14 protein-coding genes are annotated in these 24,711 nt (G+C 58.1%); 9 read left to right on the top strand and 5 right to left on the bottom strand.

The genetic code is table 11. The features are described 5' to 3' along the window. Positions 1 to 40 precede the first annotated feature (40 nt). A complete protein-coding gene (locus tag J3U87_RS21090) occupies positions 41 to 1,687 on the top strand; it encodes a DedA family protein (protein WP_237377755.1) in 1,647 nt (548 codons plus the stop codon). Positions 1,688 to 2,607: 920 nt separating this feature from the next. Beyond that, positions 2,608 to 3,975: an SPFH domain-containing protein gene (locus J3U87_RS21085; RefSeq protein ID WP_237377754.1), complete on the top strand. Its 1,368-nt coding sequence runs from the start codon at positions 2,608 to 2,610 to the stop codon at positions 3,973 to 3,975. A 101-nt stretch (positions 3,976 to 4,076) separates the two neighbouring features. Here the strand turns inward: J3U87_RS21085 and J3U87_RS21080 are convergent, their stop codons facing one another. Then, positions 4,077 to 5,063, bottom strand: a complete 987-nt coding sequence (locus J3U87_RS21080; protein ID WP_237377753.1) for a tRNA dihydrouridine synthase — start codon at positions 5,061 to 5,063, stop codon at positions 4,077 to 4,079. Positions 5,064 to 5,446: 383 nt separating this feature from the next. Between J3U87_RS21080 and fusA the strand changes: the two genes are divergently transcribed. From fusA to J3U87_RS21060, 4 genes are all read left to right on the top strand, one after another. Then, on the top strand, positions 5,447 to 7,525 hold the full coding sequence (fusA, locus tag J3U87_RS21075; protein ID WP_237377752.1) for an elongation factor G: 2,079 nt from the start codon (positions 5,447 to 5,449) through the stop codon (positions 7,523 to 7,525). Positions 7,526 to 7,771: 246 nt separating this feature from the next. Beyond that, positions 7,772 to 9,604, top strand: a complete 1,833-nt coding sequence (locus tag J3U87_RS21070; protein ID WP_237377751.1) for a methyl-accepting chemotaxis protein — start codon at positions 7,772 to 7,774, stop codon at positions 9,602 to 9,604. Between the two features lie 525 nt (positions 9,605 to 10,129). Further along, positions 10,130 to 10,729, top strand: coding sequence for a hypothetical protein (locus J3U87_RS21065; protein ID WP_237377750.1), 600 nt, complete (start codon positions 10,130 to 10,132; stop codon positions 10,727 to 10,729). A 239-nt stretch (positions 10,730 to 10,968) separates the two neighbouring features. Next, on the top strand, positions 10,969 to 11,568 hold the full coding sequence (locus J3U87_RS21060; RefSeq protein ID WP_237377749.1) for a hypothetical protein: 600 nt from the start codon (positions 10,969 to 10,971) through the stop codon (positions 11,566 to 11,568). A 345-nt stretch (positions 11,569 to 11,913) separates the two neighbouring features. On the opposite strand, the gene J3U87_RS21055 is transcribed toward J3U87_RS21060, so the two are convergent. Continuing rightward, positions 11,914 to 13,227 (bottom strand): ABC1 kinase family protein, encoded by a 1,314-nt coding sequence (locus J3U87_RS21055; protein ID WP_237377748.1) that lies wholly within the window; start codon positions 13,225 to 13,227, stop codon positions 11,914 to 11,916. Positions 13,228 to 13,514: 287 nt separating this feature from the next. Beyond that, positions 13,515 to 14,192, bottom strand: coding sequence for a hypothetical protein (locus J3U87_RS21050; RefSeq protein WP_237384523.1), 678 nt, complete (start codon positions 14,190 to 14,192; stop codon positions 13,515 to 13,517). A gap of 379 nt (positions 14,193 to 14,571) precedes the next feature. Here J3U87_RS21050 and glgP point away from each other — a divergent pair, with 379 nt between their 5' ends. After that, a complete protein-coding gene (glgP, locus tag J3U87_RS21045; RefSeq protein ID WP_237377747.1) occupies positions 14,572 to 18,918 on the top strand; it encodes an alpha-glucan family phosphorylase in 4,347 nt (1,448 codons plus the stop codon). A gap of 624 nt (positions 18,919 to 19,542) precedes the next feature. On the opposite strand, the gene J3U87_RS21040 is transcribed toward glgP, so the two are convergent. Beyond that, positions 19,543 to 22,089 carry a type IA DNA topoisomerase gene (locus J3U87_RS21040; protein WP_237377746.1) on the bottom strand — a complete coding sequence of 849 codons (2,547 nt, stop codon included), beginning with the start codon at positions 22,087 to 22,089 and terminating at the stop codon, positions 19,543 to 19,545. Between the two features lie 323 nt (positions 22,090 to 22,412). Between J3U87_RS21040 and J3U87_RS21035 the strand changes: the two genes are divergently transcribed. Then, positions 22,413 to 23,300 (top strand): hypothetical protein, encoded by an 888-nt coding sequence (locus J3U87_RS21035; RefSeq protein WP_237377745.1) that lies wholly within the window; start codon positions 22,413 to 22,415, stop codon positions 23,298 to 23,300. 109 nt (positions 23,301 to 23,409) lie between these two features. Continuing rightward, positions 23,410 to 24,192, top strand: coding sequence for a class I SAM-dependent methyltransferase (locus tag J3U87_RS21030; RefSeq protein ID WP_237377744.1), 783 nt, complete (start codon positions 23,410 to 23,412; stop codon positions 24,190 to 24,192). A 140-nt stretch (positions 24,193 to 24,332) separates the two neighbouring features. Here the strand turns inward: J3U87_RS21030 and J3U87_RS21025 are convergent, their stop codons facing one another. Beyond that, positions 24,333 to 24,689, bottom strand: a complete 357-nt coding sequence (locus tag J3U87_RS21025) for an Hpt domain-containing protein (protein WP_237377743.1) — start codon at positions 24,687 to 24,689, stop codon at positions 24,333 to 24,335. Between the last annotated feature and the right edge of the window lie 22 nt (positions 24,690 to 24,711).

Genomic DNA, 24,711 nt, shown 5'->3' with positions numbered 1-24,711 from the left:
GGCTTCCGTCCCATGAATCCTTTTTTCGAGGCAAACCCAATTGCAACCATGGCTTGACCGGCTCGTTGAAGCTCCCGACTGGCTGAAGATCTTCATCTTGGCCACTTCCACCCTCATTTCGGAAGACTTGACCACGATCAGCGCGGGGATTTGGGTCGCCCAGGGGTCGATCAGCCCGGTCGTGGCGGTCGTCGGTTGTTTCCTGGGCATTTTTGTCGGCGACGGCTTGCTCTATCTGGCGGGCCTGGTGTTGGGTCGACCCGCGCTCAAGCTACCCGTTCTGCGCAATCTGCTTCCCGAGGAAAAAGTCCACCAATGCGAAGACTGGTTCGCCAAAAACGGCATGATGGTGGTCATCGTCTGCCGTTTCATTCCGGGAACTCGACTGCCCACGTACTTTGCGGCCGGTCTGCTGGGTTCGCGCGCCAAGTACTTTTTGCTGGCTTCGGCCGTGGCGGTCGCGGTCTGGACCCCACTGCTGGTGCTGCTGGCCTGGATGTTCGGCGAGCAATTGCTTTCCCTGATGGTCTTCAGCGAGAAATACCAGATTCCCGTGATGATCACCGGCATCCTGACCATGTTCCTCCTGCTGCGCCTGGTCATGATGTTCAGCGACTGGAAGGTCCGTCGCCGCGTCAAGTCCCGCGTCCACCGCATCTTTCGCTGGGAATTCTGGCCGATCCTGGTGCTGTACTTTCCCGTGTTCTTTTACAACTTGTGGCTGATGCTGCGTTTCCGCGCGCTGACCCTGCCGCTCCTTTCCAACCCGGGTATCGACTACAGCGGCTTCGTCGGTGAATCGAAATGCCGCATCATGGGCGCCTTCGAGGATCAGGATCCTTTTTTCGTGCGCTGGATCGGCATCGAACCGGGTCCGGTCGAAGATCGGCTGTCGAAGCTGGCATCGTGGATGGCGTCCCAGTCGCTGTCCTACCCGCTGATATTGAAACCCGACATGGGCCAACGTGGATCCGGCGTGCGGCGCATCAAGAGTACCGAGGAGGCGCGCGAATATTTCGGCGCCTACCCGGCCTTGATCCAGGCCCAGGAGTTTCAGCCGGGCCCCTACGAATTCGGCGTCTACTACGTGCGGTTGCCCAACGAATCGAACGGCAGGGTTCTGGGCCTCACGGGCAAGGAGTTCCCCATCGCCGCCGGTGACGGCAATCAGTCGCTCGAGGAATTGATCCTGCGCAATCCGTCGGGGCTGGGACGCATCCACATCTATATGAATCGCTTTCGACGGAGCCTCGAACGCAAACTGCCGGCAGGCGAAGTGATCCAGCTCGTCAATTCCGGCAACCACTGCCTGGGCACCGTGTTCAACGACAGCACCCGTTTGCTGACGCCCGAACTCGAGGCGCGGATCGACACCATCTCACAATCCATGCCGGGTTTCTTCATCGGGCGCTACGACATCCGAGCCGAGAACCTGGAGGACTTTCGCAAGGGCCGCGCCTTCAAGATCATCGAGCTCAACGGTGCCACGGGCGAACCCTCGCACATGTACGATCACCGCCACGGCCTGCTGTTCGCCTATCGGTCGCTGTTCCGGCACTACCGGTATCTCTGGGAAATCGGCCGACAGAACGCCCGCAAGGGAACCCCGCGCATGAAGTTGCGCACCTTCTTGAAGGGTATCCGCGATTATTGGCGCACCGCCCAGGCCCACCCCAAGGTGGACTGAACGCTTCCCCCATCGCGGCGTCGAAGGAACACCGCCGGCGGCGAACGTCAGGCACCGATCCCCATACCGCCTCGGAGTTCCCGCATGCCGAGAGATTCGTCGTGCCCGGTAGGTACATCCGCCGGATGTACTTTTCGAAGTCACCCCTCTGAGGAGTTCCCGCATGCTGCGAGGGTCGGCCCTGCCAACTTTTCGTAGCGGCCCAAGCGAGGAGTTCCCGAATCCCCAGATATTCGTCGTGCCCGGTAGGTACATCCGCCGGATGTACTCTTCGAAGTCACCCCTCTGAGGAGTTCCCGCATGCAATGAGGGTCGGCCCTGCCAACTTTTCGTAGCGGCCCAAGCGAGGAGTTCCCGAATCCCCAGATATTCGTCGTGCCCGGTAGGTACATCCGCCGGATGTACTCTTCGAAGTCACCCCTCTGAGGAGTTCCCGCATGCAATGAGGGCCGGCCCTGCCAACTTTTCGAAGCGGCCCAAGCGAGGAGTTCCCGAATCCCCAGAGATTCGTCGTGCCCGGTAGGTACATCCGCCGGATGTACTCTTCGAAGTCACCCCTCTGAGGAGTTCCCGCATGCTGCGAGGATCGGCGCGGCTGTAGGTAAGCCGGCTCGGCCGACTTTTCGAAGCGGCCCACACTTCCCAAAATCGAGTGATTAAAAAGCGGAGCAGACAAGTCGAGCCTCCAAATCTCTCCATGATCGATTCCGATCCACGCCAGATCCCTTCGATTGGTGGAGCAAGCTGCTCCACCTACAGGCTTTATGTCTCTTACGCGCATGCGGGTTCCCCGAATCGGGTCGCTTCGCGTCGTTTTTCTCCCGCACCACCTCCCCAGAACCCTGTCACCGGTTTGCCTGCACTTTTCCCCGGAGATTTCCGCCCGATGGAAATAGATATCTTTCAGTGGGAGGAAACACATGTCAGACAGCGATCAGAACGCGATAACGAATCCTGACGGCTCGTTCGGAAAGCGGGGAACCTCTCGCCTTGCCATGCGTGCCGGAATCACCTTAAGCCTCATTTTCGCAACGATTTTCCTGCTTTTCCAAATGGTGGACAGCAACCGCGCGGATACCACCATCGTGCTTCAATCGATCACGGGCAACCTGAGCGTCATCACCGAGCCGGGCCCCTATTTTCGTTTCTTCGGAACCCCTCACGAATACAAGAAAGTCGTTGCCGTGAACTTCACCGGCAACAACAACGCGGATGCGGCCTCGATACTGCCGAGGATCAAGGTGCGCTTCCTCGACACCTCCATGGGTGAAGCTCGCGGTGTGGCGCGCTTCCGGTTGCCCACCAACGAGGAGGCCATGATCAACATCCACCGCGAATTCGGCAGCATGCAGAGCCTGATTTCCAATTTGATGGAGCGCGTGGTGGTCGAGACGGCCAAGGCATCCGCGCGGACCATGTCCGTCGAGGAGCACTACTCCGGCGGTGCGGGTCAAATGACCCTGGATTTCGACGATCAGCTCCGCAACGGCATCTTCGTGATCGAGCAGGTCGTCGATTCGATTCACACCAGCGAAGAGGAAACCAGTGGAGAAGGCAAAGCCGCAACGGCGACATCGGAGGAAACCACCCTCAGACGCCGCGCCCGAGTCCTGGTCGTGAAGAAGAAGAGCAAGGATGGGACCTTCATTCGCACCAAGAATCCGCTTTCGGACTACCAGATCGTCGTGGTTTCGGCCTCGATCGAGGATGTGGATTACGAGCCCCGGGTGGACGAGCGCCTGGCAGCCCAGAAAAAGGCCGCGGCAGACGAGGCCCTGGCCCGCCAGAACCTGAAAAAAGCCCAGCAGGAAGCCAAGACCGCCCATGCCCTCGGTGAAAAGGCGATCGCCGAAGCGCGCGCCATCGCCGAGCGCGAGAAACTGGAGGCCGAGATCAAGGCCCAGAAGGAATCGGCCGTCGCCAAGATCAACGCCCAGCGCGAGGTCGAAGTCGCGCGTCAGAACAAACTGAAACAGTTGGAAATCCTCGAGCGCCAGCGCAAGGAAGCCGAGGGTCTCGAAGTCTTGGCCAAGGCGCGCCGCACGGCGGCCGAGAACGCGCTCGATCCGCAACGGGTCTTCGATGCCAAGCTCGCCGCCTGGCAGGAAGTGGAAGTGGCCAAATACAAGTACATGTCCCAAGCCCAGTTGGTTCCCCAGGTTCAGATGGCCGGCGGTGCCGCCGAAGGTGACAACGCCCTCACCCTGCTTCAGTTGATGGGCATCAAGGCCGCCAGTGATTTGGGCATGCACTTCGATCAAATCGGTCACGTCTCGGCCAAGAAGTGAGGCGCGGCCTCACCCGGCATCACGAGACACCCAACCGTCAACCCCGCTTCGGTCGGTCGATGACTTTCTCCCGCTTCCGGATTCGATCGGCCGCGGCGGGGTCACACCACGCTGCTCAACTCTTGCGAGGCGTCCAGAAACAGGTCCAGAACCCGTTCGATATCTTCGAGCGTCGCCACTTGGACCGCCGGTCGCCGCACCTCGGGAGAGAGTCCGAGATCTTTGTGCAGCCGCACCAGAAATTTGCGAAAGGCCTGGCAGGCATGGCGTTCGCTCTTGGGGTTGGTCGCCACCGCCATTTGGGCGAAACGCTTCCAAGCCTTGACTTTATGAGAAAAGGGTAACATGCGGCGGGCCGCGCCGACGTTGCCCGCGAAGCCGTCGCAGACGCGCTGCAGAAGCCAGGGATCGGAAACCGCGCCGCGTCCGATCATCACCCCGTCCAGGTTCCCCAATTTGGCCTGCGCCTGTTCGGCCGTCACCAGGTCCCCGTTTCCGAAAACCGGAATGCTCAAGGCGTCCTTGAGCGCGTAGATCGGCAGCCAATCGGCTTCACCGTCAAATTTCTGACTGTAGGTGCGGCCGTGAATGGTGATCGCATCCAACCCGCAATCCTGTAGACGCAGGGCGAAGGGAATCAGGTTGCGATCGTTTTCCCAACCCAAGCGGGTCTTGACCGTGACCGGCACCGAGACGGCGGCCTTCACGGAACGAATGATGTCGCAGGCCAGGTCGATTTCGCGCATCAGGGCCGAACCGTGGCGGTGGGCGACGACCTTTTTGGCGGGGCAACCCATGTTGATGTCGATCCCGGCCGCCCCCTGTTCCTCGGCCAGGCGCGCGGCCGTGCAGAAATGGTCGGGGTCCTTACCGTAGAGCTGAATCACGACCGGACGCTCGTCGTCGTAGACGCGGAACATCGTCGGGGCCAGGGATGGTTTTCCGGCGGCCAGCGCCGCGCTGAGGAATTCACTGAAGACGACGGCACGCGGCTCGATGTGCTTGATGAAGCGACGAAAAGGGGGATCGGTGTACCCGTCCATCGGCGCCAGAATGACCATCGGTCTGGAAACGTTCAACCACGACATGGGGAAGCCTCGCTGAAGAATGCTCGCACCGGCCGGCGGGCGAGCGGCCCTATAGCATACCAGAAGCCGAAAACACGCGCCAGCCATGGGTTCGGCCTTGAAATCACCGATCGTTCGGCCGTTGCGAACCGGGGCGAAACGGGTCCCGGTGGGGCGATGGAAACATCACGAAATCTCCACGAGCGCCTCACAATTTTGCCATTATCCGTGGCATGCGGAATCGCTTTCGGCTATAGTGGGAAGTACTTTACCTGCAATTTACAATCCCACAGCACAAGCCGCACGACCTGGTTTTGGCATTGAATCCAAGCACCTGTGTTCACTTGACTTTTGCTGTCCGGGCCCGACCTTAGTTCGCCATTCCACATACCGGGGGTCGATAAATGAAAGTGGACGATATTCGCAACGTTGGCATTTGCGGACACGGCGGCTCCGGCAAAACCACTCTTGCCGAAGCCATGCTTCTCAATGCGGGCACCATCAATCGCATGGGCACCGTCGAACAAGGCAACACCGTCTCGGATTTCCACCGCCAGGAGATCGAGCGACAAATCTCCATCAGCACCAGCATGATGCATTTTCAATGGATGGAGCACAAGATCAACCTGGTCGATACGCCGGGTTACCTGGATTTCATCGGCGAGGTGTACGGCGCGATGCACGTGGTCGATATCGGCCTGGTCACCGTGGACGCCTCCGCCGGTGTGGAAGTCGGAACCGAGCTCCACTGGAAGTACGGCAAGAAACACGACCTGAGCAAATTCATCGTCTTCAACAAGCTCGACAAGGAAGACATTTCCTTCGACCGCGTCGCCCTGGAAGTGATGGACCAATTCGGGCCCAACGTGATCGTGGCGCAATTCCCGGTGGAAACGGGCGCCGGCTTCACCAAGATCGTCGACCTGATTCGCGACGCGGTTCTGGTCTACCAGACGGACGGCAGCGGTGCCTATACCGAAGAACCGATTCCCGACAGCATTCGCGACGTGTACAACGACTATCGTCTGGCGTTCATGGAATCCATCATTGAGCACGACGAAGCGCTGATGGAAAAGTATCTCGACGACCAGAAAATCTCGGAAGAGGAATTGAAGCGGGCGCTCTCCCATGCCAGCAAGCACAACGAAATCTACCCCATCCTCTGCTGTAGTGCCAAAAACAACATCGGTGTCTCGCGTATCATGGAAATCCTGGTGAAGTACGGCGCCTCGGCCTCCGATCTACCCGACATCACGGGCAAGGACGTCGACGGCAACATCGTCTCGCGCGCCTGTCGGGCGGAAGAACCACTGGCGATCCAAATCTTCAAGACCATTTCGGAGAGCCATGTGGGCGAATTGTCGTTCGTGAAAGTCTATTCCGGGGTGCTGAAAACCGGCATGGACGTACACAACGCCAACAACAACACCTCCGAACGCATCTCGACCCTGTACATGCTCAACGGTAAGGAACGGCACGAGACCAACATGCTGGAGCCGGGAGACATGGGCGGCATCATCAAGCTCAAGCACGCCCACACCAACGACACCCTGTGTGACGCCAACAGTCCGGTGGTTCTCAGCCAGATCAAATTCCCGGAACCGGTGATTCGGGCGGCCCTGGTCACGGAAAGCAAAGGCGACGAGGACAAACTGAGCAAGGGTCTGGCGGAGCTGCACCAGGAGGATCCCACCTTCCACTTCCACTATGACGGTGAAATTCGGCAAACCATCGTCAGCGGGCAGGGCGAGCTGCAATTGGATTGGGTCATTCACCGGCTGCAGGATCGCTTCGGTGTGAACGCCGAACTGCTGGAGCCGCGAATCCCCTTCCGCGAAACCATTCGCAAACCGGCCACCATTCACCGCCGCTACAAGAAGCAGAGCGGTGGGCGCGGACAGTACGGCGACGTGCACATCGAAGTCAAGCCCCTTCACCGCGGTGGCGGCTTCCAGTTCGTGAACAACATCGTCGGCGGGGCCATACCCTCGAAATACATCCCCGCGGTCGAGAAAGGCGTCACCCAGGCCATGGCCGAGGGATATCTCACCACCTGTCCCATCGTGGACCTGTCGGTGCGGCTGTTCGACGGCTCCTATCACAGCGTCGACTCCTCCGATATGGCATTCCAGATCGCGGGCTCGCTGGCGATGAAGGAGGCCATGGGCCAAGCCAACCCCATCATCCTCGAGCCCCTTTACGAATTGGAGATTCGTATCCCGGAAGAGTACATGGGTGCCGTCATGGGCGACGTATCTCAGCGGCGCGGCAAGGTGTTGGGTATGGATTCGGAAGGGAACTTCCAGATCATCCACGCGGAAATCCCGCTGGCCGAACTATGGAAATATTCGTCCAACCTGCGCTCGATCAGCCAAGGTCGCGGACGCCACAGTCGCAAGTTCTCCCATTACGAACCGGTTCCCAAGGAAATCCAGACTCGTCTGACGGACCAGTTCAAATCCGAACGCGAGTCATCGAACTGAACGCTCATCCGCCCCTCACAAAAGATAAACGGAACCGCGCATCGACCAGGGCCTGGTTCCGCTCGCCTCTCAAAAGCGGGAAACCCTTCCTATCAAAGGGTTTCCCCTCATCGGAGCAACACCATTTCGAAAATCCGGACAAAAACTAATTGAATTCTAGAAAGGAGCGATGAAATAAAGGTACCCATTATTCCAATTTAATCTCTAGGCGCCGCCGGAATTCTGGCCAAGGAGCTTTGAACCGACATGAAGCTTTCAATGAAGTTGACCATTTACAGTGTCGCCATTGTGATCCTGACGACTGTCGCACTCATCTTCGTGACTTACCACATCATGCGCCGGTCCGCCATAGATGAATTGGGTCTTCGCGCAGAGCAAATCGCCGGTACCACCGCTCTGCTGATCGAACAGGACCTGCACGCGGCGATTTCCGGCAAAGCGGACATCGACACACCGGAGTACCAGCGGCTCCAGGCCACGTTGCGCGCCGTGCAAACGGCTACGGGCATTTCCGAACCGATTTACACCTTTCGGCCGAAGAGCAATCTGATGGAGTTCGTGGTCATCACCCAAAATGCCGAGGACGTGGCACTGACCACCTACGACCCCGCCAAATACGGGGTCAAGTCCGACATGCAGCGCCTGTTCGACACCGGTGAACCGACCCACACCGGTCTCTATCGCAGTACCAACGACTCCTATATCTCCGGGTACGGACCCATCAAAGCCGCCGACGGCACCACCACCGCCCTGGTTTCGGTCGACCTCACCGCCACCGACCTCCGCAATCTGGTCGTCGCCGAGGTCCTTCAATTATTGTGGATCGGGCTCCTGGTCTGCCTGGCCACCTGCGTGGTTTCGCTGTGGTGGGTCAACCGCATCACCAACCCCGTTCGCAAAACGGTGTTCCACATTCAGGACATGCTGCAACGGCGCGACCTGACCCATCGGCTGGAAGTGATGTCCACCGATGAAATGGGCGAGCTGGCCAATTGGTTCAACAGTTACAACGAGCAGATCCGGCAGATGATTCTCGACGTGGCCGCCAGTGGCAACGAACTGCTGGCGGCATCGAAACGCCTGACGGAAAGCAGTCTCGCCGGCGAGGCCACTGCCGGAAGGCTCTCGGAAGAAACCGAGAAAGTCTCCCGAAACAGCCGCGAAGCTTCCACCAAACTGTCGGGTATCGCCACCGAAGCCAAGAAATCGGCGGATTCGGTCGGAAGCATGGCCCAAATCAACGGCCAAATCCAGGACGGGTTGATCTCGGTCGACGGTGCCGCTGCGGAAATGTCACAGGAAGTCGGCGAAGTCGCGAGAGCCATCGAAGAGTTGAGCCGCACGATCCAACAAATCGGCGATACGGTCCGCGACGCCCGCCAGGTCTCCATCGAAGCCTCGGAAAAGGCCATCCACACCGACTCCAACGTCAATCAGTTGGATACCGCGGCCAGAGAAATCGGCGACGTCATCAGCTTGATTTCCAAAATCACCGAACGCACCAACCTGTTGGCCCTGAACGCCTCGATCGAGGCCGCACGTGCCGGTGAAGCCGGTCGTGGATTTGCGGTGGTCGCCAACGAAGTCAAGGAACTGGCCAATCAAACGGCCGAGGCGACCGACAATATCCAAAACAAAATCAGCGCGATACAGAGCAATACCGGCTTGGCGATCGAAGCCATCAAGGACATCGTGCGCATCATCGAAGTCATCAACCTGAAAAATGGAGAGATCGCGGCGGCGGTGGAACAACAAACCCAGACCGCCATCGACATCGAACAGAGCATGGCCAACTCGGCCCGAAGAGCGGACCAGGTCTCCCATTCGGTCAAGGAGTCCGCGGAATTTTCCCAGACGGTGACCCTGAAAGCCCAGGAATCCGGTGAGGGCGCCAAGATCATCGCGGACGATGCCTGCTCGATCTACAAGGCCTCCAAGGAAGTGTTGAAGATCTGCGAGAGCCTGGACGGTCAGGCCAAGGGCTCGCGCTCGGGAGCCGAGCAATTGAGTCAGGAAGCCCGCAGATTGGCAGAATTATCCAACGATCTCAACCAGATCATCGCGACTTTCAAGGTGTGAAACCCCTCGCATTCGATCGAGGAAGTATCGATCGGCGACAGATATCTCAATCAGAACATTTTTTGCGACCAAACACTTTGTTAAACTTCAGGCTCGACTTTGTAAAAGTTCGAGGGTACTTTTGGTTGTCAGAATTCCTCGAAACATTCGCCGTATCAGCCAGCTCACACTTCCGAAAGACCTGAAAACACGTGAGCTGGATCCGAGCCAATATTTTTTTTGAAGTCACTGGATCGGCTGAAAAGCCTTTACTGGCGCCCACTTGCCTTTCGTAAGAGCGGCAAATCGATAAGGGAAAAACTTTTTCCGACTTGGCCACGAAACATGGATTGAATAAAATAGCGTGAGCCAGCTCAAAAACGCCGCATTCTCCATAGCTGGCAATCAATTGCGTTTATAATAAATCGAGCAACGGAAGATTTGACGAGTCGTTAATACTTATGCATAGACTCGTATGCGGTTGGTGCCGCTATAGCGACCGCTACATGACGATCCATATCGACTCACGGAGGTCTATCCAAGCCTATGGCCTTGAAATCCAGTAAGAAAGAGAAGCCGGAACTCTCCTTCGATACCGAGGAGATGACCTGGCCGGACGTTGAGGATTCTTGGACCGAGGAAGACCTGCTCGTACAAACGGGCATGTTCAAATTTTCCAAGATCAAAGATAAGCTCAGCCTTTCCACCGCGGACCTGACGAAAATCAGTCGGGACGCACTCCGGAACAATATCAACACCTACGAATCCTACGGTTTCGGCAAACCAAAAGGAAGTCAGTACATTGTGAGAATGTCGTTGTTTCGCAATTTTTATTCTGACTACACCAGCCGAAAAAACCTGCCTACCAACATTGATCTCGACCAAGTTCAATCGATCCCCACTGCCATACACAACGCCAACTCGCTCATCGAGTTGGATGGGTACTTCTACCTCAAGGAGGTCTGCGCTTATTCGCCTTTCAAGGAAAGCGAAGAGGTGATCAAGAACTCCGTCCGCAGCCAGGAAAACCAGGAAGAAGCAAAAAATACCAACGGTTGTTGGTATGACGAAACCAAACGCGAGTATTTCGTGGATATGCAGCTTTTCGTCCCCTGGTTTTTCGGAAGCGTGTGGGTGCGACCCTAAAGGCTTCAAACACAGCCTGTTCCGAGGCAAGCAAAACCCAACTAATTCACATTCTTTATCTATTCTGGGTTCCCCGGAGCAGACAAACTAACCGCATTCAATTTTTTTCCCACCTCTTTACATCCATTGAATTGTCATTTTAAAATGGCGTGCCGGGCTTCCTTCACTGAATCAGATATTCAAATTTTTCAATTCATTCCATAAAACGAAATTAACGACACTTTCGCGGAGGCTATAACATGAATAACTTCGACAAATTGGTAAACGGCAAGTTCGAATTCGATCGCGAGGAAATGCATTGGCCCAACGTGGACAACGACGTTTCCCCTCAGGAAATCCTCAACCAGGATGGCATGTATAAGTTCTCTAAAATCAAGGACATCTTAGGCATGACCACCATGGAACTGACGAAGCTGAGCAAACTCGCGGAGCAGCAGGGGCTCGACACCTACGAGCACTACGGCTTTTTCAAGCCGCGGGGCAGCCAATACGTCCTGAAAATGAGCAAATTTCGGAAAACTTTTTCCCGAATTTCCGAATTCAAATCCATCCCCACCAACATCGACCCCAGACAATTGAAAACGATTCCCGAGAACATGACCGATGCCAACTCGATCCTCAAGTTGAAGGGCTATTTCCGGCTGAACGACATCTGTCAGTATTCTCCGTTCAAGGAAAACAGCGAGGTCATCAAAAACCTCGTTCGCAAGGAAAAGTGCCAAGAGCGCGCCATGGCCGAAAACGGTTGCTGGTACGACTCGACCAAGCGCGAATACTTCGTGAAAATGGAGAATTTTGGAGGCTGGTTCTTCCAAGAAGTCTGGATGAAAGGTCTTTGAGCTTCGAAGCCAGTAATCGGTAGCCCCTTCCTGGCGTACCATCCGTCGAATCGTTCTCGCTGCTGCCCATCCCATGAAGCGCGAATCGGTCGGTTTCGGCGATCAGAAAACTTCAGGAAACCGAATTGCTTCCTCTTCATTGGGATCTCGTCTGGTCCCGCGTTAGTCACTTTTTCGTGAACTCTCCCCATTTTCTACGAGAATAAGCAAAAGGGAGCGGATGATCCGCTCTCTTTTTTTTGTCCTTTGCAGGAAGGGGGTTCCTCTGAAGGCGCAGGGTTGCTTATGCGTAAGTCTTTTTTTACCAGGAAGTCACCGCCGACCGAGATACAAAACGACCCTAAGTCACTTCAGCCAATCCGGCCGCGTAATCTGGATACGAGCGCCCAAGTCGTGCAGAATGTGATAGATCCCGAAATAGGTTCGGTCGATGTAGATCGCATCCTTTTTGCCGCGCACGGTTTTGTTGCTGCGAACATTGCGATCGGCCTGAACCCGCTCACTCATCGCGTAGATCTGCTTGAAGTAGGTTTCGTCCTTGAAATCGAACACATCGCTGTGAAACGGACGCGCCAACAACTCGATCATTTCGCAAAACAGCTCGGTGAACATGCGGCGCTCCGAAGGGCTGTCGCGGTCGTAAATAAAGCCCATGTTGCGAAACAAGATGTCGCGCTCGGCCTCGTTGCCCTCCGCCAGCAGGTCGCGACGAACCATACCGAAATAATTCCTGTAAAAGCTTTCGGGAATTTCCTTGACACAGCCAAAATCTAAAATCCCCAGGGTTCCGTCGGGCCGAAACAAAAAATTACCGGGATGCGGATCGGCGTGCAGCTTGAACAGCTCGTGAATTTGATAATGGTAGAAATCCCAGAGTCGCTGTCCTACCAGATCGCGGGTGTCCTGGGAGGGGTTCGTCTTCAGGAAATCCGCGAGATGCAGGCCCTCCAGCCACTCCATCGTGATGATGCGTTTTCCGGAGAATTCGGGATAGTACCGGGGAAAGAACACGCCTTCCAAATGGGCACAGGCCGAGCTGATCTCCTGCGAACGGCGCAGCTCCAATTCGTAGTCGGTTTCCTCCAACATCTTCTGGGCGATCTCTTCCATGAAGCTGTCGAGTTCGCGACCGTTGACATTGAGGATACGTGCGGCCAGAGGGCGCAACATCCTCAGATCACTCACGATACTGTTGGCAACTCCCGGATACTGGATCTTGATCGCCAGCACCTGACCCTGCCACTCGGCACGGTGGACCTGACCGATGCTGGCGGCGTTGACCGCACTCTTGGTGAAGGCATCGAACAGGGCGCCCGGCTCTCGGCCCAGGCATTCGCGAAAGGTCTTGACGACCAGGGGGTAGGACAACGGCGGTGCGGAATATTGAGCCTGGCTGAATTGGTTGCGGTAGGCCGCCGGCAACAGATCGTGCTGCATGCTGATCATCTGGGCGGCCTTGAGGGCGCTGCCCTTCAACTCACTGAGCGAGTGATAGATGTCGCGGGCATTCTCCTGATGAAGATTTTCGCGATCCAGGCTGGGATCCAGGAGTTTCTTCGAATAGTGCTTGACGTAATTTCCGCCGACCTTGGCTCCGGTCCGCGCGAACCGCATGGCCCGCTGCACCTTGGATGTGGGAATCTGTTCCTGTTCCTTCATGACAACCTCTGAAAAGGGCAAAGTCGGACATTCGCATGGGAAACCACAATTGAGAAAACAGGCGCCTCATCGAGACCCATAGGGACACGCATTCGTACGTGAAGCACGACCTTTCACCATGACCGCGATGGTCGACCGTATTCGACGGTCAGGCGAACGCGGCCGGTGGCCAAGCCACCAGATCAACACGGATACTGCACCTTGACCAAATATGCACGCACCCGACCGACAAAGGCTACTTCAAAAAAACCACTGAACGACGGCCAGATCCGAACTTCTCGCCCACCTTAGCGAAACGAGCCGAACTGTCGGAGCATCAACTTACCCAAATCGAACCAAGAATCCAGGAAATTGGGTTGCGCCGTGTCGAACATGGCGTGAACGGCTTTTTCGATCGCCTCGTCCGTTTCCTGGTAATCGGCAGACTCATCGCGTACCCAAAATTGCATCAAATACCGCACGAGCATCCAGAATAACTGGGGATAATCCGGTTTCAACAGCGGCCGTTCGGCAAACTCACCCTGTTCCTCGGCAAATGTCGTCAATTGGGACGCCCATTCGAGGAACTCGCGCCGAAAGGTTTGCAGGAAAGAGGGGCAGGGATCCAATCCCAAGTTGGCATTCAACACGAAGCCGCGTTGGGGTTTGAGCTGCTCGATCAGGGTGTAGGCATAGGCCAGCATTCGCTCGCGCGCACTGTATTCGGCAAAGGCCGAATCGCCCGACAACACCTCGCAGGTCTGTCGGTGAAACTCCAGCCATACATCCTTTTCCAGTGCCGAAAAAGCGTTGTAGCAAGAGAAGAAATCGGCCTCGGTCGCATTCAGGGATTTGGCGAAGGCATAAATCGTATTCGGTCGCCGCCCGTGTTCGGCGACATACCTGAGAAACGCCTCGCGAAAAGTCTCTTTCCATGAAGGATCACGGCGTTCTTCGTCGCCTTCCGCTCGTTCATTCCGTTCCACCAAATCCAGCCTCCTCCGGCCATCGTTTATTTCGTGAACAGGCGCCCTTCGCGCCGGGACGATCGCGAACCCTCGCGAGAGACCGAAAGGTTTCGGGATCTCCTCCCATCGAGATCGATGGATGCCGCGGGAATTGCTCGTCCGTCCAAGTCGTTTCCAGGTAGAATAATAACAATTCACAAAAAGACCGATAACGTAGATTTGAGTAGTCTGTCGTCAAGGATCAGCTCCATCGATCCCCGCCCTGGACCTTCGGCACCGTCCTCGCCCGTGCCATCCGGAAAAGGACCCCTGGAGCGCGCTCCGGCTCGCGGGCACGTACGTCCTTGCACATGCCGTGCGGAACAACGGACCCGTCGTACCGGAAAAAGGAGTGAACATGATCTCACCTCCACGCGAACCAACCGATTCCTACTACGTCTTCGAAGTCTGCTGGGAGCTCGGCGAGAAAAGCGGATCCACCCGCCAGGTCCTACTGGGAAAAGCGTTGAAAATGAGCCGGATCTACGGTGATCACTACTACCTGATCGCCCCGCATCCGGACCAGGCGGAGGACGCCCACATCTGGTTCGCGCCGGAACCCTTCGAAGCCAAATGGCTGGGCGGTCTCGCCGAACGAGGACTGCGCGTCCTGACCGGACGCTGGAAGGTTCCCGGCAATCCGCGTTGCCTGCTGGTGGACTTTTCGGGCGCTTACCGCAGCAAGGGAGAAATCCTGGAATGGCTGTGGCACAACTACCGCGTGGATTCGGTCAACGCCGATTGGGACTACTTGGAACCGGTGCTGTTCGGCTATCGTGCCGGACAGATCATCGCCAACTTCGCGGAGGAACGAGCCCGCGGACGCGATGTGCTGGCCCAATGGCACAACTGGCATGTGGGGGCGGGACTGCTCTACCTGAAACAGACTCGCCCGGAAGTGGCCCAGGTCTTTACGGCCCATCACACCGTCCTCGGTCGCGGCATCGCGGGAACCGGGGAGAACCTGATCAATTCGATGGAGAAAATCCACACCCAGGAACGGGCCGCGGCACTGGGCGTCATGGCCAAGGTGTCGCTGGAAGCGGCCTGCATGACCGAGGCCGACTGTCTCACCGCCATATCGGCGATCACCGCGACGGAAATCCAGGTCTTTCACGATCTCCAACCGGGGTTGATCCTGCCCAACGCGCTTCCGGACCCTTTCCCCAACAAGGATTACCTGCAACCCGAACGGCGATTGGCGATTCGCGACGAACTGTTCCGGTTGACCGAGGCCATGACAAACCAGAAATTGGATCGGGCCAAAACCAGCCTGGTGTTGACCTCGGGAAGATACGAATACGTCAACAAGGGCCTCAATCTGATCCTGGACAGCCTGCCGCTCATGGAGGAATCGCTCGAACAATCCGACCGCCACATGGTGCTCTTTCTGTTGATGCCCTGCGGGGCCAAGGCCCCGAAAACGGAGCTGCTGAACGCGTTGAACGGCGTCAGTCCGGTATCCAAACCGCAACTGATCACCCACGAACTGTCGCTACCCGAGGACGATCCCCTGCTGGCCCACCTCGAACGCCTGGACATCCGCAATGAGGCGGCGGACCACATCAAGGTCATCTTCATTCCCACCCAACTGGACGGCAGCGACGCCATCCTGCCGCGCCACTTCCTGGAACTGATTCCGGCCTTCGACCTTTCGGTGTATCCCTCGCACTACCAATCGTGGGGGTTCAGTGCCATGGAGTCGCTGGCCTGCGGGGTACCCACCATCACTTCCGACCTGTCCGGATTCGGAAACTGGATCGCCGAATCGGTGCAGCATCCCGAGGCCTGCTACGTCATGCCGCGCGCCCAGGCGGATTACGAACAGGCGACGCGCGACCTCGCCGAACACATGTTGCGCGGCATCGGCCCGGCAGAGCCGACCCAGGTCGAGAAACGTCGCAGCCAGGCCAAGGAAATCGCCGATGCGATTCACTGGACGGTGTACATTCGCTACTACCTGGAGGCCTATCACGAGGCGGTGCTCACGCGCGATCGGCGTTTCCACGGCCAAGGCAATACCCATCCCGAAACCATTTGGGAAGACCGGCCCACAGGCCATCCGCTGGAGAGTCAGGACCACCTGCGGCCCATCATGAAGCCGTTCACCGTGCTCAACATCCTCCCCACCTCCCTGACCCGGCTGCGCGAGCTGGCCTACAACCTGTGGTGGTCCTGGCATCCGGATGCCGAAACCCTGTTTCGGGACCTTTCACCCGACGTCTGGTTCGAAGCGAGCCACAATCCGGTCGAACTGCTGGATTCGGTTCCCCAGGAAACACTGGACAAGGCGGCCCAAGATCCCATTTTCCTGGATAGATTGGACCGCGTCCTGGCCTCTTTCGACGCCTACCAGACCCAACGCCGGGAGCGCATGGCCAAACCCGAAATCGCCTATTTTTCCTACCAATTCGGCATCCACGAGTGCCTGCCGCTGTACCAGAACAGCTCCGGCATCACCGCCGGCGATTACCTCAAGAGCGCCAGCGACCTCAGCGCGCCCGTGATTGCGGTGGGCCTCGCATTCCATCGCGGCCACTACGTCCAAAAATTCGATTTGCAGGGACATCCACTCCACGAACCACTGGAGTCCGACTTCACTTCCCTGCCCCTTCGGCCCTTGAAGCGCGAGGACGGCAGCCTGTTCCTGACGACCCTGGTCTTTCCGGGACGCAAGGTCACCGTTCAGATCTGGTTGGTCCAAGTGGGCGCGGTTTCGCTGTACCTCCTGGACACCGATCACCCTGACAATCACGAACGCGACCGCCATATCACTCGCGATTGCAATCCCAGCGACAACGAACTGCGCTTGCAGCAGTACATGATCCTGGGTATCGGCGGCTGCAACCTCATCAGGGAACTGGGATTCGCACCGCAGGTCTGGCATCTCAACGACTGCTCCGGCGCCCTGGCGGCGCTGAGTCGGGCCGCGTACCTGATCCACCACACGAACCTCGATTTCGAGGCGGCCTGGGAATTCGTGCGCCAGTCCACCCTGGTCACCCTGCATCAGGCCGGGAAACACCCCGATTTGGACAGTGGCGCTTTCGACGAGGACACCATGCGCCCCTACTTCAGTATCTACCGCCACGCACTGGATACCTCGTGGTCCCAGATCATGGCACTGGGGGCCTGGCCGGAATCGAGTCGGCCCGAACCATTGGGCCAGGTGTCGGCACCACCCGATGGGGCGCGATCCAAAGCCCAGCGCAGCGAGCCCGGCCACCATCACTTTTCCATGACCCTGCTGGCCATTCGCGCATCCGGTACCGTGGTCGCCAAGAGCCAGACCCACCGCGAATCGCTGCGCCACCGTCTGCAGACCATCGCCCCGGGATTCCATTATTCGGAGCTGCCCATCACCTGCGTCACGGAGGGCATCCACGCCGCCAGTTGGTTGGCCGACCCGATTCAGAAGCTGTTGTCCCGCAATATCGGCGAACACTGGCGCTCCGAAACCGACACCACCCCCGACTGGAACAGCCTGCGCGAGATCCCCGACAAAGACCTGCGTCGCATTCGCCAAGAGCTCAAATCCAAATTGGTTCACGACGTGCGACGCCACCTCGAACACACCTGGCACAAGCGCCGAGACTCGCCGAGCCTGTTGACCAAGATCATCGGAAACATGCGCGAGGACGCCCTCATCATCGGCTTCTCCCACGACTTCACCCCGCACTCACGCGCCAATCTGCTGTTTCGGGACCCGGCCACCCTGGCCCGCATCGTCAACCTCGAAGACCGCCCCGTCATGGTGTTTTTCACCGACAAGATCCAACCTGGCGACACGTTTGGCGAGAAACTGCTGGAGAACGCCTACCGCCTGTGTCGCGAAGAGGAGTTCCTGGGTAAGTTGATCTTCCTCGAAGATTACGGCATCGCCATGGCCAAGCGCCTGGTCCAAGGCTGTGACCTGTGGCTGAACGCGCCCGTGGTGCCCGCCTCGGCCACCGGTCTCTCCGGTATCAAGGCGGCCTTGAACGGCGCCCTCAACCTCAGCATTCCCGCGGGTTGGTGGGTCGAGGGCGACAACGGGGAAAACGGCTGGACAATCGGCAAGAATCTGCAGAACGAGAGTCAGGACTACCAGGACGAATTCGACAGCCAACACCTCTATCTACTGCTGGAACAAACGGTGATTCCGGCCTACTTCAAGGATTGTCTGGTGGGTCCTTCCGCCAGTTGGTTGACAAAGAGCAAGGAATCGATGATCGCGGCGATCTCGCATTTCACCTCGAGTCGCGTCGGCCACGAATACCGGCAACGATATTACCTGCCGATTCAGGAACGGTTCCGCCAACTGAGCGAGCTGGAATACGCGGCGACCCGCTCGCTGGCCGCGGAGAAAGCCCGCATCGACAAGGCTTGGCCCCACACCCGCATCGTCGAGGCCAGGGTGGAAGTGCTGCGCGAAGAATCGGTGTGCCACGGCCAGAAGGTGCCCATTTTGGTCGAGGTCCACCATCCGGATCTCCCGCCCGAGGCCCTTCGGGTCGAGTTCGTCAGTGCACGCCGCGATCACGACGGCCAGTTTCACGAATTGGTGGTCATGCCGCTCGCGCTGACGGAACGAACCGAATGCAGCAGCCGGTGGAAGGGCACCTACGTGCCGACCCGCAACGGGCTGAAAGCCTACGGCATTCGCGTCGTGCCGAGCAGCGAAGGCATCGATCTCTCCCATCCCCTGGTGAAATGGGCCCCTTGAGTGTCTTTGGAAAAGAGGTACCCCAAAAAAGAAAAAAGCGGCGTTGTGGAGCAACAACGCCGCGTAAGTGCCGCACCGGCCGATCTCACGGAGGGACGGATCGAGCAAAAGGTACGGCGAGCCCCGAACCTAGCGATGGGTACAGGTTCGGCACTCAAAGGGTAAGCGGTGGGGGAACCATCGGGGACGGGTGGCGGATGACTGCCGTAGGGGGAACGCGGGCGAGGGTCACACACGGGGTGCACGTTCGATTACCGGCGAAGCCATTCGTCTGCCTCGCCCACGCCAACACTTCTTCGGACAGTTGAGTAAGACGGATTCATTCGATGGGTAATGCCTCCGGCTTTGCATACAACATGGTGCGCCTCATCGCCAAAAGAAGTGATTCAGGTCATCAAGACGATATTCAGTTCAAACAAAGAGTCGACTCAACCCTGAACAATCGGCAATTTCAAGACACATCAAAGACTATCTGCAGTTAATTCAAGAAGATCAACAAATCTACCTGACCCTCGTCATCCATCTAGGAACAGAATGCTTGACGGTCATTCAAAGTCTTGAAAAAGTCGAATGGGCCATCCATTCCAAAACCTGCGAGGGCCGATCAAGGGCGATCGCTCGTTTTTATTCGCGCGCCATCTGGACTTCCTTCTGCGCGTCCAACACCAGCCGCGCGCCGTACGAAGAGCCATCCTCGCCTTTGAATCCTTTGATCAGCGTCGTCTTCCCCTTTTCGAGCAGTCGCCGTATCTGCTTGGGAGTCAGTGTTTTCCCCGCATACTCGTTCCACACCACGAAGCGACATCCCTGTTTGAACCGGTTGCACCCGAATCCGCGTTTGCCCTGGATGATTCGGCCCTGGCCGCAGCGGGGACAGGTCAGGTCGTGGAGATCGTCCGGAGGCGCATCCTTCTTGGGTTTGGCCTCCACCGGTTCGAACTGCAACGCGTGATCGGCGCCCAAAACGAGGCGGGCGTTGAACGTTTGCCCGTCTTCGCGCTTGAAGCCCTTGATCACCCGCGTCTTGCCTTTTTCGATCAGCTCGGTCACCTGCTTCTGGGTCAGCTTCTTGCTCGCCGGCGCCAGCGGAATCAGGAATCGGCAACCGGGGCGGTAACGCGTGCACCCATAGGCGCTCTTTCCCTTGATGATCCAACCGCGCTTGCAGTTCGGGCAGGTACCCAGGGTATCCAAACCTCGCGGTTTGGGATCCAAGGCGCCATCGGCGACCGCTCCGCCATCGCCTTGGGAAGCGGGTTTTTTCCCGTCGGTCGCCGCCCCGACGGACCCGGCCTTGGCGGTTTTGGCGGGGCGCGGCTCGAAATCGGCACCGCGAAGTGCCTTACTGTTGCGCACCTGGGGCAGCAGCTCCTTGATGAAGGCGACGATCGATTGGTAGTACTGGTCCGCGCCCAGCTTGCCGTTTTCGATGTCCTTGAGGCGCTGTTCCCAGGCTCCGGTCAGTTCGGGACTGCGCAATGGCTCCTGGACCATGCCGATGAGGGCATCGCCCTTGGGAAGCGGATGGAGCGCCTTTTTGCGGCGTTCGATGACGCGGGTGCGAATCAATTTTTCGATCATCTCGGCTCGGGTGGCGGGCGTACCGAGCCCGGATTCCTTCATGGCCTCGGCCAGCGCGTCGTCCTCGATTTCGCGCCCGGCATTCTTCATCGCGGTGAGCAGGGTCGCATCGGTGTAGGGTTTGGGCGGTGCGGTTTCGCGCTCGACCAGGCGCATTTCGTCGATGTGAACCACCTGATCCTTTTGCAGGGGCGGCAAGGCCTGGCGTCCAAAGTCCTTTTCGTCGTCCTTCTTGGTCGCCTTGCCGTCCTCTCCCGGCGCGGGCTCCTTCTTCCGTCGCGGCGGTTCCACGATCTTCCAACCGCGCTCCAGCTCAACCGAGCCCTTGGCCTGAAAGGTGGCGTCGCCGATCGAGATCGTGACCGTGGTTTCCTCGACGACCTGGTCGGGAAGGAAGATGGCCACGAAGCGCGTGACGATCATGTTGTAGATCAGCGCGGGCGGGCCGCTGAGGTTGCTGGGCGGGCGGCGCCCGGTGGGCAGGATGCCGTGGTGATCGGAAAGCTTGGTCTTGTCCATGTAGTGCTTGCCGAGCTTGTGGCCGCCGCGCAAGCGCTCCAGGGCGAGCGGGGCCTGGGGATGCTCCAGATTGGCCAGGATGCGCGGGAGCTGGGGCGCCATGTCCTCGGAAATGTGGCGGCTCTCGGTTCGCGGATAGGTGATCAATTTGAACTTTTCGTAGAGCTGCTGGGCGTAGGTCAAAACCTGTTGCGCGGTGAACCCGAAGCGTTTGTTGGCTTCCTTTTGCAGCGTGATCAGATCGTACAGTTGCGGCGGTCGGTTGCGTTTCTTCTTTTTGGAGACCTTGAGCACCGTGCCCGTCTCGTTGACCGACAACTGCTGGTGCAGGCGTTGGGCAACCACCTTGCTGTCGATGCGGTATTTACCGTCCTCGTTGAGGTATTTCGCCGTAAAACCCTCGGTGAAATCGGCGGCCAATTCGTAGTAGTAGGCCTTTTCGAAGTTCCGAATCTCCCAGTCGCGCTTCACGATCATCGCCAAGGTCGGCGTCTGCACGCGGCCGATGGTGCACAGCATGTTGTTGTGGACCGTGTAGGCGCGCGTCATGTTCATGCCCACCAGCCAGTCGGCCTGGGTACGCGCCAGGGCGGCGGCGGCCAGATCGTCGAAATCCGAGCCCGGCTGGAGATTGGCGAAACCTTCCCGAATGGCCTCGTCGGTCAGGCTCGAGATCCAGAGCCGGCGGAACGGTTTGGTGCAGCCGGTGAACCGATAGATGAGCCGGAAAATGTTCTCACCTTCGCGGCCGGCATCCGTGGCGCAAATGATTTCCTCGGTTTCGGGGTCGTTGAACCAACGCTGCACCACCTTCAACTGGTCCTTGGTACGCTCCTGGCTCTTCAGTTCCCAATTCTCGGGAATGATCGGCAATTGAGAAAAAGACCAGCGTCCCGACCAGGGCGAACCGTAATCGTTGGGTTCGGCAAACTGGACCAGGTGTCCCAACGCCCAGGTCACCACGAATCCGCGACCGGCGATGAAGCCGTCGCCGCGCCGATTCGCGCCGAGCACCCGCGCGATATCGCGTCCCACACTGGGTTTCTCCGCCAAGATCACTTTGACGGGCATGTTCCCTCTCCCAAGGCAAAGTCAAAGCCGTTCGTTGGGGAACCAGCGGCCTACCATGTTGCATCCTAGCATCCGAACGTCACACGAAACGGACCGACCCACGGCCGTAACCACGCCAACCGACACCGCGGCGTGCGGCGATCGTGCGCAAAGGACCCCTCATTCACAAACGGTCGAGCGGTGATCCTACCAACAGACACCCATTTCCCGCTACAACGATTCACGAATAAATTGCTATGATCGGATCAACCCACCACATCGCGGCAATTCTCCACCACTCGTCCAAGCCAGCCGCCCCAAAAGTATTTACTGCCGAGGATATCATGCGCTACCTGCCTTTTTGTCTTCTCGCTCTATTATCTCCCTTGGCTTTCAGTCAGTTACCCGATAACGACATCTTCCTGGTCGAGCTCTCCTGGAGCAAATCCGAGGACGGTCGATCGCTTCCCAAACTGGGTCCCGCCCGTAACATCACCAAGCAGCCCGGTTACGAAAACCAGGCTCACTTTCTCCCCGACGGCCAAATCCTCTACACCGCTTCCCGCGATGGGAAACAGACCGATATCTTCCGCTTCGACCCCAAGTCGGGAAACACCACCCAGGTAACCGCGACACCCGAGAGTGAATTCAGCCCGACCCTGATGATGGACGGACGCCATTTCTCGGTCGTTCGGGTCGAGGCCGATCAAACCCAGCGGCTGTGGCAGTTCCCACTGGACGGCGGAGAGCCCCGCCTCATTCTGCCGGAGGTGACTTCGGTGGGATACCACACCTGGCTGTCGCCCACGCAATTGGCCCTGTTCATCGTGGGTGAGCCCCATCGCCTGGTTTGGGTGGACGTCGCCAAAAGCCAACCCAAGACCCTGCTGAACGACGTGGGCCGCTGTTTCACCTTGGCTCCCGACAAGAAAAGCCTCTACGCGGTCCACAAACCCGAGGGCAAAACCTGGCAAATCCTCCAGCTCGGGTTGTCCGATCAAAAGCGCGAGGTTTTGGCGGAGACCGTCGAGGGCGCCGAAGATTACGTCTGGACACCCGACGGCGCGCTGTTGATGGCTCGCGAGTCCCGGTTGTACCTGCTCCACCCCAAGCGCGACAAGCAATGGCGCCAGATCGCGGATCTCGCCGATCAGGGGTTGAAGGGCATCACCCGTTTGGCCCTGGATCACAAAGGCCGCTACTTGACCCTGGTTTCCGCCACCAAACTCTGAGGGCTCGCCCTCCCATTCGTCCTCCCGCCCGATCAAGCCCGATCGGCGTGCGCCGATGCGACGGCGATCGATCGCGCGACGCATCCCCAAACAACACGCGGAGGTTGACGTGAACGGCGTTGAATACGGAAAAACTTCATCCGAATACGTGCGGTACCGGGTGGGCTTTCCCCAGGTCACCTTCGACCGGCTGGCATCCCATCAAATCGGCCTGACGGGCCAGAACATCCTGGATTTCGGCGCGGGTACGGGCACCCTGACGCGCGGCTTCGCACAGCGTGGCTGCCAGGTGACGGCCCTGGAGCCCAGCGCCGCCCACATCGCGGCGGCCCGCAATATCGCCGAGTTCGAAGGCCTGCGCATCAACTGGGTCCAGGGTGATCCGACCGCGACCAACATGCCCTCCAATTACTTCGATGCGGTCACGGCGGGTCAGTGCTGGCACCTGCTCGACCGGCCCAACGCCGCCCGCGAAGTGAATCGCGTCCTCAAGCGCGGCGGTCAACTGGCCATCGCCCATTTCGACTGGCTGAACCTACCCGGCTCGGTGGTGGAGGCCACCGAAAACCTGATCGAAGCCTTCAACCCGATGCAACCCAAACCGCACATCGTGTACGGTGGCGGCGTGGGCATCTACGGGACTTGGACCCTGGATGTAGCCAAGGCCGGATTCGGTTACCTGGAAACCTTTTCTTTCGACGTGGTGGTGCCGTACACACCCGAGGCATGGCGCGGTCGGATCCGGGCCACACACGGCGTAACCGGCACCATGTCCAAAGACCAGACCATCCGCTTCGATCTCTCCTTGAAGGGTTTACTGGAACTCAAATACGCCGATCAGATGTTGGAAATCCCGCATCGGGTCTGGGTCCTGGTCTGCACCAAGGAGTGAAGGCCGCGAAAATCAAGTTTTTCTGGGGTTCGAACCGACAAGAATAATGGCTTTAGGCCAAACGTCACTACGACAATGAACTCACTGAACTCTCAAAACCCGGCATCTTCCAAAAGATTGGGCTGCCGGGTTTTCCCGTTTCAGGACTCCTGATCGATCCGCACTTGCAATTCTTGCTGCAGGGCAGACAGTGTGGGCGGGAACAATTCCGCCAACCGCTCGAGGTGAACCGGCACTTTTTCGAGAGATTTCGAAAATCCAAAATCTTGGAGGATTTTCAATTCTTCCGCCATACTCACCGCCCCCAAGCTCAGACAGCTTCCCTTGAGTCGATGAGCCTCTTCCCCCATCGATTCCGCGTCTCCCTCGCCGAGGAACGTCTGTAGACGCTCCAGTGTGCTCGGAACCTCGGATTCGAACATATCGACCACCAACCGCAGGGTGGCGATGGGAATCGCCTGAATGGGGCGGGGATCAAGATACTTTTGTGCGCCCATACACGAACTTCCTCCGTTACAG

This window comes from Sulfidibacter corallicola (assembly GCF_017498545.1).
In the GTDB taxonomy this organism is placed as follows: domain Bacteria; phylum Acidobacteriota; class Holophagae; order Acanthopleuribacterales; family Acanthopleuribacteraceae; genus Sulfidibacter; species Sulfidibacter corallicola.
Note: the sequence above shows the minus strand (reverse complement) of the source record. Positions and strands in the feature narration are given on the sequence as shown.

Excerpts from the sequence above, each read along its gene's own strand:
- J3U87_RS21035 (WP_237377745.1), top strand. The coding sequence starts at position 22,413 with ATGCGCTACCTGCCTTTTTGTCTTCTCGCTCTATTATCTCCCTTGGCT.
- J3U87_RS21040 (WP_237377746.1), bottom strand. The coding sequence starts at position 22,089 with ATGCCCGTCAAAGTGATCTTGGCGGAGAAACCCAGTGTGGGACGCGAT.
- J3U87_RS21060 (WP_237377749.1), top strand. The coding sequence starts at position 10,969 with ATGAATAACTTCGACAAATTGGTAAACGGCAAGTTCGAATTCGATCGC.
- glgP (WP_237377747.1), top strand. The coding sequence starts at position 14,572 with ATGATCTCACCTCCACGCGAACCAACCGATTCCTACTACGTCTTCGAA.
- J3U87_RS21085 (WP_237377754.1), top strand. The coding sequence starts at position 2,608 with ATGTCAGACAGCGATCAGAACGCGATAACGAATCCTGACGGCTCGTTC.
- J3U87_RS21070 (WP_237377751.1), top strand. The coding sequence starts at position 7,772 with ATGAAGCTTTCAATGAAGTTGACCATTTACAGTGTCGCCATTGTGATC.
- fusA (WP_237377752.1), top strand. The coding sequence starts at position 5,447 with ATGAAAGTGGACGATATTCGCAACGTTGGCATTTGCGGACACGGCGGC.
- J3U87_RS21055 (WP_237377748.1), bottom strand. The coding sequence starts at position 13,227 with ATGAAGGAACAGGAACAGATTCCCACATCCAAGGTGCAGCGGGCCATG.
- J3U87_RS21025 (WP_237377743.1), bottom strand. The coding sequence starts at position 24,689 with ATGGGCGCACAAAAGTATCTTGATCCCCGCCCCATTCAGGCGATTCCC.
- J3U87_RS21080 (WP_237377753.1), bottom strand. The coding sequence starts at position 5,063 with ATGTCGTGGTTGAACGTTTCCAGACCGATGGTCATTCTGGCGCCGATG.
- J3U87_RS21065 (WP_237377750.1), top strand. The coding sequence starts at position 10,130 with ATGGCCTTGAAATCCAGTAAGAAAGAGAAGCCGGAACTCTCCTTCGAT.